The 12,118-nt window shown below is 56.7% G+C and carries 8 protein-coding genes and 1 tRNA gene; all 9 read right to left on the reverse strand.

The features are described 5' to 3' along the window. Positions 1-90: 90 nt before the first annotated feature. Positions 91-4,290: a DNA-directed RNA polymerase subunit beta' gene (gene rpoC / locus TO66_RS28185; RefSeq protein ID WP_044465333.1), complete on the reverse strand. Its 4,200-nt coding sequence runs from the start codon at positions 4,288-4,290 to the stop codon at positions 91-93. Between the two features lie 64 nt (positions 4,291-4,354). Then, on the reverse strand, positions 4,355-8,428 hold the full coding sequence (gene rpoB / locus TO66_RS28190) for a DNA-directed RNA polymerase subunit beta (RefSeq protein WP_044465334.1): 4,074 nt from the start codon (positions 8,426-8,428) through the stop codon (positions 4,355-4,357). A 220-nt stretch (positions 8,429-8,648) separates the two neighbouring features. Next, on the reverse strand, positions 8,649-9,014 hold the full coding sequence (rplL, locus tag TO66_RS32995) for a 50S ribosomal protein L7/L12 (RefSeq protein WP_041074960.1): 366 nt from the start codon (positions 9,012-9,014) through the stop codon (positions 8,649-8,651). A 74-nt stretch (positions 9,015-9,088) separates the two neighbouring features. Next, positions 9,089-9,589 carry a 50S ribosomal protein L10 gene (rplJ, locus tag TO66_RS28200; protein WP_003228752.1) on the reverse strand — a complete coding sequence of 167 codons (501 nt, stop codon included), beginning with the start codon at positions 9,587-9,589 and terminating at the stop codon, positions 9,089-9,091. A 198-nt stretch (positions 9,590-9,787) separates the two neighbouring features. After that, positions 9,788-10,483: a 50S ribosomal protein L1 gene (gene rplA, locus TO66_RS28205; RefSeq protein WP_044465335.1), complete on the reverse strand. Its 696-nt coding sequence runs from the start codon at positions 10,481-10,483 to the stop codon at positions 9,788-9,790. Next, a complete protein-coding gene (gene rplK, locus TO66_RS28210; RefSeq protein WP_003176435.1) occupies positions 10,483-10,914 on the reverse strand; it encodes a 50S ribosomal protein L11 in 432 nt (143 codons plus the stop codon). The genes rplA and rplK overlap by 1 nt, the downstream gene beginning before the upstream one ends. 118 nt (positions 10,915-11,032) lie before the next feature. After that, complete coding sequence (gene nusG / locus TO66_RS28215; protein ID WP_002555501.1) at positions 11,033-11,566, reverse strand: transcription termination/antitermination protein NusG; 534 nt, start codon at positions 11,564-11,566, stop codon at positions 11,033-11,035. A 9-nt stretch (positions 11,567-11,575) separates the two neighbouring features. Then, on the reverse strand, positions 11,576-11,944 hold the full coding sequence (gene secE / locus TO66_RS28220; protein ID WP_044465336.1) for a preprotein translocase subunit SecE: 369 nt from the start codon (positions 11,942-11,944) through the stop codon (positions 11,576-11,578). A gap of 45 nt (positions 11,945-11,989) precedes the next feature. Then, positions 11,990-12,065 (reverse strand) — tRNA-Trp (locus TO66_RS28225). Positions 12,066-12,118: the final 53 nt, after the last annotated feature.

The raw sequence follows: 12,118 nt of genomic DNA on the forward strand, positions 1-12,118 counted from the left end.
GGCCCCGGCCTCCCCGATCAGCGAACCCCGACAAATTGTCTTGATTCGTGAGCGAAAAAACCGGGGCCCTATCTCAATCTACTGCAGACCTCAGTTCCCGCTGGAGTTCAGCGCTTCGGTCAGTGCAGCTTCAACTTCACTTGCGCTCACACGCAGCGGCTTGTCGGCATCACGACGACGCTTACGCTCGCTGTGATACGCCAGGCCGGTACCAGCCGGGATCAGGCGACCCACGACCACGTTTTCTTTCAGGCCGCGCAGGTAGTCGCGCTTGCCGGTTACCGCCGCCTCGGTCAGTACGCGGGTGGTCTCCTGGAAAGAGGCCGCCGAGATGAACGATTCGGTCGACAACGACGCCTTGGTGATACCCAGCAGAACACGGGTGAACTTGGCGATGAACTTGTCTTCCGTGTTCAGGCGCTCGTTCTCCACCAGTACGTGAGTCAGTTCCATCTGGTCGCCCTTGATGAAGCTGGAATCACCGGACTCGGAGATCTCAACTTTACGCAGCATCTGACGCAGGATCGTCTCGATGTGCTTGTCGTTGATCTTCACGCCTTGCAGACGGTAAACGTCCTGGATCTCGTTAACGATGTACTTGGCCAGCGCACTCACACCCAGCAGACGCAGGATGTCGTGTGGATCGCTTGGGCCGTCGGAGATAACTTCGCCGCGGTTTACCTGCTCACCTTCGAAGACGTTCAGGTGGCGCCACTTCGGAATCAGCTCTTCGTACGGATCGCTACCGTCGTTCGGGGTAATGACCAGGCGACGCTTGCCCTTGGTCTCTTTACCGAACGCGATGGTCCCGCTGACCTCAGCCAGAATCGAAGCCTCTTTCGGACGACGAGCTTCGAACAGGTCGGCAACACGCGGCAGACCACCGGTGATGTCGCGAGTTTTCGAAGTTTCTTGCGGAATACGAGCGATAACATCACCGATCGCGATCCGCGCACCGTCCGCAACACCGACCAGGGCGTTGGCTGGCAGGAAGTACTGAGCCGGTACGTCGGTACCCGGCAGCAGCAGGTCCTTGCCATCATCACCGACCATCTTCACGGCAGGACGGATGTCCTTACCGGCAGCTGGACGATCTTTGACATCGAGGACTTCAATGTTGGTCATACCGGTCAATTCGTCTGTCTGACGCTTGATCGTGATGCCTTCTTCCATGCCCACGTAGGTCACGGTACCTTTCATTTCGGTAACGATCGGGTGGGTGTGCGGGTCCCACTTGGCCACGATGGAGCCAGCGTCGACCTTGTCACCCTCTTTAACCGAAATCACGGCACCGTACGGCAGCTTGTAGCGCTCGCGCTCACGACCGAAGTCGTCAGCGATTGCCAGCTCACCGGAACGGGACACTGCAACCAGGTGGCCGTCCACTCGCTCAACGTGCTTCAGGTTGTGCAGACGGACGGTACCGCCATTCTTCACCTGAACGCTGTCGGCCGCGGAGGTCCGGCTCGCCGCACCACCGATGTGGAACGTACGCATCGTCAGCTGGGTACCCGGCTCACCGATCGACTGGGCAGCGATAACGCCGACAGCTTCACCAATGTTCACCAGGTGACCACGAGCCAGGTCACGGCCGTAGCACTTGGCGCAGATGCCGTAGCGGGTTTCGCAGCTGATTGGCGAACGCACGATCACTTCGTCGATGCTGTTCAGCTCGATGAATTCGACCCACTTCTCGTCGACCAGGGTGCCAGCAGGAACGATGACGTCCTCGGTACCAGGCTTGAATACGTCACGGGCGATAACACGACCCAACACGCGTTCACCCAGCGGCTCTACAACGTCACCGCCTTCAATGTGCGGAGTCATCACCAGGCCGTGCTCGGTGCCACAGTCGATCTCGGTTACAACCAGATCCTGCGCCACGTCTACCAGACGACGAGTCAGGTAACCGGAGTTCGCAGTTTTCAACGCGGTATCCGCCAGACCTTTACGAGCACCGTGAGTCGAGATGAAGTACTGGAGTACGCTCAGACCTTCACGGAAGTTCGCAGTAATCGGCGTTTCGATGATGGAGCCGTCCGGCTTGGCCATCAGACCACGCATACCGGCCAGCTGACGAATCTGTGCTGCGGAACCCCGCGCCCCCGAGTCGGCCATCATGTACATCGAGTTGAAGGATTCCTGCTCGACTTCGTCGCCATTGCGGTCGACCACTTTCTCTTTCGAGAGGTTGGCCATCATCGCCTTGGAAACTTCGTCGTTCGCTTTCGACCAAAGGTCGATCACTTTGTTGTACTTCTCGCCCTGGGTTACCAGGCCGGAGGCGTACTGGCTCTCGATCTCTTTCACTTCATCGGTAGCAGTACCGATGATGCGGGCTTTCTCGTCCGGGATAACGAAGTCGTTAACACCGATGGAAACGCCGGAAATGGTCGAGTAGGCAAAACCGGTGTACATCAACTGGTCAGCGAAGATCACGGTCTCTTTCAGACCCACCACGCGATAGCACTGGTTGATCAGCTTGGAGATCGCCTTCTTCTTCATCGGCAGGTTGACGACATCGAAGGACAGGCCTTTTGGCACAACCTGGAACAACAGCGCACGACCAACGGTAGTGTCGACGATACGGGTGTTGGTCACGCTGCCACCATCACGATCGTTGACGGTTTCGGTGATCCGCACCTTGATCTTGGCATGCAGTGCGGCTTCGCCAGCACGGAACACACGGTCGACTTCCTGCAGGTCCGCGAACACACGACCTTCGCCCTTGGCGTTGATCGCTTCACGAGTCATGTAGTACAGACCCAATACAACGTCCTGCGACGGAACGATGATCGGCTCACCGTTGGCAGGCGACAGGATGTTGTTGGTCGACATCATCAACGCACGCGCTTCCAGCTGGGCTTCCAGGGTCAGCGGTACGTGCACGGCCATTTGGTCGCCGTCGAAGTCGGCGTTGTACGCGGCACAGACCAGAGGGTGCAGCTGGATAGCCTTGCCTTCGATCAGTACCGGTTCGAACGCCTGAATGCCCAGACGGTGAAGGGTCGGTGCACGGTTGAGGAGCACTGGGTGTTCGCGGATCACTTCGGCGAGAACGTCCCAAACCTCAGGCAGCTCGCGCTCGACCATCTTCTTCGCGGCTTTGATGGTGGTGGCCAGGCCACGCATTTCCAGCTTGCCGAAAATGAACGGTTTGAACAGCTCGAGAGCCATTTTCTTAGGCAGGCCGCACTGGTGCAGACGCAGGGTCGGACCTACGGTAATTACCGAACGACCGGAGTAGTCAACACGCTTACCGAGCAAGTTCTGACGGAAACGACCTTGCTTACCCTTGATCATGTCGGCCAGGGATTTCAGAGGACGCTTGTTCGAACCGGTGATAGCGCGACCACGACGACCGTTGTCGAGCAATGCGTCGACAGCTTCCTGCAACATACGCTTTTCGTTGCGCACGATGATGTCCGGAGCGGACAGATCCAGCAGGCGCTTCAAGCGGTTGTTACGGTTGATCACTCGACGATACAGATCGTTGAGGTCGGAAGTCGCGAAGCGACCGCCATCCAGCGGGACCAGTGGACGCAGGTCTGGCGGCAGAACCGGCAGAACGGTCAGCACCATCCACTCTGGCAGGTTGCCGGAACCCTGGAAGGCTTCCATCAACTTCAGACGCTTGGACAGCTTCTTGATTTTGGTTTCCGAGTTGGTTTGCGGAATCTCTTCACGCAGACGGCCAATCTCGTGTTCCAGGTCGATAGCGTGCAGCAGCTCGCGGACAGCCTCGGCACCCATGCGGGCATCGAAGTCGTCGCCGAACTCTTCCAGCGCTTCGAAGTACTGCTCGTCGTTCAGCAGCTGACCTTTCTCAAGGGTGGTCATGCCCGGATCGATAACGACATAGCTCTCGAAATAGAGAACACGCTCGATATCACGCAGGGTCATGTCCATCAGCAGGCCGATACGGGACGGCAACGACTTCAGGAACCAGATGTGGGCAACCGGCGAAGCCAGTTCGATGTGCGCCATGCGCTCACGACGAACCTTGGCCAGCGCGACTTCAACGCCGCACTTCTCGCAGATCACACCGCGGTGCTTCAAGCGCTTGTACTTACCGCACAGGCACTCGTAATCCTTTACCGGGCCAAAGATCTTGGCGCAGAACAGGCCGTCACGCTCAGGCTTGAACGTACGGTAGTTGATGGTTTCCGGCTTTTTAACTTCACCGAACGACCACGAACGGATCATCTCAGGCGAGGCCAGTCCGATACGGATGGCGTCGAACTCTTCGACTTGACCCTGGTTTTTCAGCAAATTCAGTAGGTCTTTCAAGGCCTTTCCTCCTGGCGGAGCAGAGAGCGGGCAATCCTGCCCCGCTCTCGATTCGCGTCACGTGTTATTCGGTTTCCAGATCGATATCGATGCCGAGGGAACGAATTTCTTTGATCAACACGTTGAAGGACTCGGGCATGCCCGGCTCCATACGGTGATCGCCGTCCACGATGTTTTTGTACATCTTGGTCCGACCGTTCACATCGTCCGACTTCACTGTGAGCATTTCTTGCAGAGTGTATGCAGCACCGTATGCTTCCAGTGCCCAGACCTCCATCTCCCCGAAACGCTGACCACCGAACTGCGCCTTACCACCCAGCGGCTGCTGGGTAACCAGGCTGTACGAACCAGTAGAACGAGCGTGCATCTTGTCGTCTACCAAGTGGTTCAGCTTCAGCATGTACATGTAGCCAACGGTAACCGGGCGCTCGAACTTGTTGCCGGTACGACCGTCGGTCAGCTGCATCTGGCCGCTTTCTGGCAGGTCCGCCAGTTTCAGCATGGCCTTGATTTCGCTTTCCTTGGCACCGTCGAACACCGGCGTAGCCATTGGCACACCGCCGCGCAGGTTTTTCGCCAGATCCAGGATTTCCTGATCGGAGAAGCTATCCAGATCTTCGTTACGGCCGCCGATCTGGTTGTAGATCTCGTCCAGGAACTTACGCAGTTCCGCGACCTTGCGCTGCTCTTCGACCATACGGTTGATCTTCTCGCCCAGGCCTTTGGCCGCGAGGCCCAGGTGGGTTTCGAGAATCTGACCAACGTTCATACGCGAAGGTACGCCCAACGGGTTGAGGACGACGTCGACCGGGGTGCCATTGGCATCGTGCGGCATGTCTTCAACCGGCATGATCACGGAGACCACACCTTTGTTACCGTGACGACCGGCCATCTTGTCGCCCGGCTGGATGCGGCGACGGATTGCCAGGTAAACCTTGACGATTTTCAGCACGCCCGGAGCCAGGTCATCGCCCTGCTGCAGTTTGCGCTTCTTGTCTTCGAACTTGTCGTCCAGCAGACGGCGACGATCAACGATGTAGGCCTGAGCCTTCTCGAGCTGCTCGTTCAGAGCATCTTCAGCCATGCGCAGCTTGAACCACTGGCCGTGCTCGAGACCGTCGAGTACTTCGTCGGTGATTTCCTGACCTTTCTTCAGACCGGCGCCGCCTTCGGCTTTATGGCCGACCAGAGCGGAACGCAGACGTTCGAAAGTGGCGCCTTCAACGATACGGAACTCTTCGTTCAGATCCTTACGGATCTCGTCGAGCTGGCTCTTCTCGATCGACAGGGCACGCGCGTCGCGCTCCACGCCGTCACGAGTGAATACCTGTACGTCGATAACAGTACCCTTGGTACCGGTAGGTACGCGCAGGGAAGTGTCTTTAACGTCGCTGGCCTTCTCACCGAAGATCGCACGCAGCAGCTTTTCTTCCGGAGTCAGCTGGGTCTCGCCTTTCGGAGTGACCTTGCCGACCAGGATGTCGCCGGCGCCAACTTCAGCACCTACATAAACGATACCGGCCTCGTCCAGCTTGTTCAGCGCAGCCTCACCCACGTTCGGGATGTCCGCGGTGATTTCCTCTGGGCCAAGCTTGGTGTCACGAGCCACGCAGGTCAGTTCCTGGATGTGGATCGTGGTGAAGCGGTCTTCCTGAACCACACGCTCGGACAGGCAGATGGAGTCTTCGAAGTTGAAGCCGTTCCATGCCATGAACGCGATACGCATGTTCTGACCCAGTGCCAGTTCACCCATGTCGGTGGACGGGCCGTCAGCCATGATATCGCTACGCTGAACGCGATCGCCCTTGCTCACCAGCGGACGCTGGTTGATGCAGGTGTTCTGGTTCGAGCGGGTGTATTTGGTCAGGTTGTAGATGTCGACACCGGCTTCGCCCGGCTCAACTTCGTCATCCGCAACACGAACCACGATACGGCTGGCATCGACCGAGTCGATCACGCCGCCACGACGAGCCACGACGCAAACGCCGGAGTCACGGGCAACGTTGCGCTCCATGCCGGTACCGACCAGCGGCTTGTCGGCGCGCAGGGTTGGTACAGCCTGACGCTGCATGTTCGAACCCATCAACGCACGGTTGGCGTCGTCGTGCTCGAGGAACGGAATCAGCGACGCAGCGACCGAAACTACCTGCTTCGGCGAAACGTCCATCAGGGTGACGTCTTCCGGCGCCTTGACGGTGAATTCGTTCAGGTGACGAACAGCTACCAGCTCGTCGATCAGCTGACCTTTTTCGTTCATGGTCGCCGAAGCCTGCGCGATCACATGATCGGCTTCTTCGATCGCGGACAGGAACACGATCTCGTCGGTCACCAGGCCTTCTTTCACCACTCGGTACGGGCTCTCGAGGAAACCGTACTGGTTGGTGCGGGCATAGGCGGCCAGGGAGTTGATCAAACCGATGTTCGGACCTTCCGGCGTCTCGATCGGGCACACACGGCCGTAGTGAGTCGGGTGTACGTCACGAACTTCGAAGCCCGCACGCTCACGAGTCAAACCGCCAGGGCCGAGTGCAGAGACACGACGCTTGTGGGTAATCTCGGACAACGGGTTGTTCTGGTCCATGAACTGGGACAGCTGGCTGGAACCGAAGAACTCTTTCACCGCCGCGGCCACTGGCTTGGCGTTGATCAGGTCTTGCGGCATCAGGCCTTCGCTTTCAGCCATCGACAGACGCTCTTTGACCGCGCGTTCTACACGCACCAGGCCAACGCGGAACTGGTTCTCGGCCATCTCGCCCACACAGCGAACACGACGGTTACCCAGGTGGTCGATGTCATCGACGATGCCTTTGCCGTTACGGATGTCGACCAGAGTCTTCAGGACCGCAACGATGTCTTCCTTGCACAGCACGCCCGAACCTTCGATCTCGGTACGACCGATACGACGGTTGAACTTCATCCGGCCAACAGCGGACAGATCATAGCGCTCTGGGCTGAAGAACAGATTGTTGAACAGGGTCTCGGCCGCATCCTTGGTCGGAGGCTCGCCAGGACGCATCATGCGGTAGATCTCTACCAACGCTTCCAGCTGGTTCGTGGTCGAGTCGATCTTCAGGGTATCGGAAACGAACGGCCCGCAATCGATGTCGTTGGTGTACAGCGTTTCGATACGCACGACCTGAGCCTTGGCGATCTTCGCCAGGAGCTCGGTGTTCAGCTCGGTGTTGCACTCTGCCAGGATTTCGCCGGTAGCCGGGTGCACGATAGCCTTGGCGGTGGTGCGGCCCAGGACATAATCCAGAGGCACATCCAGCTCTTTGATCCCGGCTTTTTCCAGCTGGTTGATATGGCGAGCAGTGATACGACGGCCCTGCTCGACAATGACCTTGCCTTTGTCATCCTGGATATCGAGGACGGCAATCTCACCACGCAGGCGCTGAGGCACCAACTCCAGGCTCAGGCTCTCGCCGCGTACATGGAATACGTTGGTGGTGTAGAAAGCGTCCAGAACTTCTTCAGTGGTGTAGCCCAGCGCACGCAGCAATACCGATGCAGGCAGCTTGCGGCGACGGTCGATACGCACGAATACGCAGTCTTTCGGATCGAACTCGAAGTCCAACCAGGAACCGCGGTAAGGAATGATACGTGCGGAGTACAGCAGCTTACCGGAGCTGTGCGTCTTGCCACGGTCGTGGTCGAAGAATACGCCAGGGGAACGGTGCAACTGGGAAACGATCACACGCTCGGTACCGTTGATTACGAAGGTACCGTTCTCAGTCATCAGGGGAATTTCACCCATGTAGACTTCTTGCTCTTTGATGTCCTTGATCGCTTTGTTCGACGATTCTTTGTCGAAAATGATCAGGCGAACTTTTACCCGCAAAGGTACGGCGTAAGTTACACCGCGCAGCACGCATTCTTTGACATCAAATGCCGGTTCGCCCAGGCGATAACCGACATACTCCAACGCAGCATTGCCGGAGTAGCTGATGATCGGGAAAACGGATTTGAAGGCCGCATGCAGGCCCACGTCGCGGAACTGATCTTTAGTCGCTCCCGCTTGCAAGAATTCACGATACGAATCCAGCTGGATGGCCAGGAGGTACGGCACATCCATGACGTCCGGCAACTTGCTAAAGTCCTTGCGGATACGTTTTTTCTCAGTGTATGAGTAAGCCATCAGCGTTCCCCAGCTTGGTCACCTGCTTGTTTGGCCCCTCCCGACGGGAGCAGCCAGAAAATCGTGCAAACCCCATGGTTTGCGCCACCGCATCGGGTGGTTACAGCTCGTTATCAGCACCGACCCAGTCGGCTGCCAATAACGGAAAAAGGCCGGTGGCAAAAGCCACCAGCCATCAGCCTGTCGCTTGACGCTCGGGCTGGAGGAGCAAAGTCGATACTTATTTCAGTTCGACTTTAGCGCCTGCTTCTTCCAGCTTCTTCTTAGCGTCTTCAGCAGCTTCTTTCGAAACGCCTTCAGCTACAACCTGAGGAGCGCCGTCGACTTTCTCTTTGGCTTCTTTCAGGCCCAGACCGGTCAGTTCACGAACTGCCTTGATCACGTTTACTTTCTTCTCGCCGGCTTCAACCAGAACAACGTTGAACTCGGTTTGCTCTTCAACAGCAGCAGCAGCTACAGCTGGGCCAGCCGAAGCGGCAGCAGCGGTAACGCCGAAAGTTTCTTCCATCGCTTTGATCAGCTCAACGATTTCCACTACGGATTTCTGGCCGATTGCTTCGATGATTTGTTCGTTAGTCAGAGACATGACTCAATTCCTGAATTGGGGGACGGCCTACGCGACCATCGAAATAAACAAAAAACGCGAGAAGTTGACGAGCCTTAGGCTGCAGCAGCTTCTTTCTGGTCGCGAATTGCCGCCAGAGTACGAGCCAATTTGCTGGTAGCGCCTTGAATCACGCTCATCAGCTGAGAAATTGCTTCGTCACGGGTCGGCAGAGTTGCCAGTACGTCGATCTGATTAGCTGCGAGGAACTTGCCCTCGAACGCAGCTGCCTTGATCTCGAACTTGTCCTGACCCTTGGCAAACTCTTTGAAGATACGGGCAGCAGCGCCCGGATGTTCGTTCGAGAATGCAATCAGGGTCGGGCCGGTGAACACGTCGTTGAGGACACTGTATTCAGTATCAGCAACGGCGCGCTTGAGCAGGGTGTTACGTACAACACGTACGTAAACGCCAGCTTCACGAGCCTCTTTACGGAGTCCGGTCATTGCGCCTACTGTTACGCCGCGGGCATCAACCACGACAGCGGACAGAGCGACTTTGGCAGCCTCGTTGACTTCAGCGACGATGGCCTTCTTGTCTTCGAGATTAATTGCCACGGGTTTAACTCCTGCTTGTTACCGTTTCACTCGGTCGAGACCGAATGTCGTTTTGGTGTCTGATTCGGTAAGGAACCGGGAGCACCATCTGCGTAGGCTTGTGGTTTAAGACTTGCGTCGCCTACGGTCTTGGACAGCCCCCGCCAGGCAGGGACCCCAATCTTTCAATTGGCGCATTTTCATGCGCCAATCTGTGTCTTATACGTCCAGCGAGCTTTGGTCGATGACCAGGCCTGGGCCCATGGTGGTGCTCAGGGTAACGCGCTTGACATAGATACCCTTCGAGGAAGCCGGCTTGATACGCTTCAGATCAGCGATCAGCGCTTCAACGTTTTCCTTCAGCTTGACAGCGTCGAAACCGACCTTGCCAACGGAGGTGTGGATGATGCCGTTTTTGTCGGTGCGATAACGAACCTGACCAGCCTTGGCGTTCTTAACAGCAGCGGCCACATCTGGAGTTACGGTACCAACCTTAGGGTTAGGCATCAGGCCACGTGGACCCAGAACCTGACCCAGCTGACCTACAACGCGCATTGCATCAGGGGAAGCAATTACTACGTCATAGTTCAGGTCGCCGCCTTTCATTTCGGCAGCCAGGTCGTCCATACCTACGCGATCAGCGCCGGCAGCCAGGGCAGCTTCAGCAGCTGGGCCCTGGGTGAACACAGCTACACGTACAGTCTTGCCAGTGCCGTGTGGCAGCACGGTAGCGCTGCGAACAACCTGGTCGGATTTACGTGGGTCAACGCCCAGGTTTACAGCGACGTCAACGGACTCGCTGAACTTGACGGTCGACAGCTCGGTCAGGAGAGCAGCTGCGTCTACGAAGCTATAGGCCTTGCCCGCTTCAATCTTGCCGGCGATAGCCTTTTGGCGCTTGGTCAGCTTAGCCATTACACACCCTCCACGTTAAGGCCCATGCTACGAGCAGAACCGGCGATAGTACGCACGGCTGCATCCATATCAGCTGCAGTCAGATCCGCGTTTTTGGTTTTCGCGATTTCTTCCAGCTGAGCACGGGTAACGGTGCCAACCTTAACGGTGTTCGGACGTGCGGAACCGCTGGTCAGACCAGCAGCTTTCTTCAGCAGAACCGAAGCAGGGGTGCTCTTAGTTTCAAAAGTGAAGCTGCGGTCACTGTAAACAGTGATGATCACAGGAGTCGGCAGACCTGGCTCAAGACCCTGGGTACGGGCGTTGAAGGCTTTGCAGAATTCCATGATGTTCACGCCGTGCTGACCCAGAGCTGGACCGACGGGTGGACTTGGGTTGGCCTGTGCGGCCTTCACTTGCAGCTTGATGTAAGCAGTAATCTTCTTAGCCATGAGGCACTCCAATTACGGGTTCAAACGCCTAGAAAGGCTCCCCGGTTACTTGCGCGTTTATCCCAGTGACGACAAAACCCCACAGCCTTGGGCTGCGGGGTATGGGATTCTCGTTCAGTTATGCCTTTTCGACCTGACTGAACTCTAGCTCTACCGGAGTAGAGCGACCGAAAATGAGCACAGCGACCTGAATCCGGCTCTTCTCGTAGTTAACCTCTTCAACGGTGCCGTTAAAGTCAGCAAACGGACCGTCAGTAACTCGAACAACCTCACCCGGCTCGAACAGTGTCTTGGGCTTAGGCTTATCGCTACCATCAGCGACGCGACGCAGAATTGCCTCTGCTTCTTTATCCGTGATCGGTGCAGGCTTGTCGGCAGTACCACCGATGAACCCCATCACCCGAGGAGTATCCTTGACCAAGTGCCAAGTACCCTCATTCATATCCATCTGGACCAAGACATAACCAGGGAAGAACTTACGTTCGCTTTTGCGCTTCTGGCCATTACGCATCTCAACCACTTCTTCAGTGGGGACCAGAATTTCGCCAAAGCCATCTTCCATGCCAGCCAGCTTTACGCGCTCGATCAACGAACGCATAACATGCTTCTCGTAACCCGAGTAAGCATGCACAACGTACCAACGCTTAGCCACGGGACACCCTTAGCCAACAATCAAGGAAACAAGCCAGCCGAGCAGGGAGTCAAGCCCCCACAACAGCAACGCCATGACCAGAACAACAGCCACTACGATCAACGTAGTCTGAGTGGTCTCTTGGCGAGTCGGCCATACGACTTTACGAATCTCGGTGCGAGCTTCTTTAACCAGTACAAAGAAAGACTTGCCCTTGGCAGTCTGCAAACCTACAAAAGCAGCGACTGCAGCAATAGCGAGCAAGGCGAGTACACGGTACAGGATCGGCGAAGCAGAGTAGTAGTGATTACCGACAACGCCAACAACCACCAAAGCGACTACCACAAGCCACTTGAGCAGATCGAAGCGAGAGCCTTGAGCTTCAGCCTTAGGAGTCATCTATGAAGATCCTGTGAAAAGAAAGCCAGATACACCGAATGAATCTGGCAGGTCAGGAGGGAATCGAACCCCCAACCTACGGTTTTGGAGACCGTCGCTCTGCCAATTGAGCTACTGACCTAAAAACAAAATCAGGCCGACCATTATGCCGGCCCGATGGAGATATATCAAGAA

This window comes from Pseudomonas sp. MRSN 12121 (assembly GCF_000931465.1).
In the GTDB taxonomy this organism is placed as follows: Bacteria; Pseudomonadota; Gammaproteobacteria; order Pseudomonadales; family Pseudomonadaceae; genus Aquipseudomonas.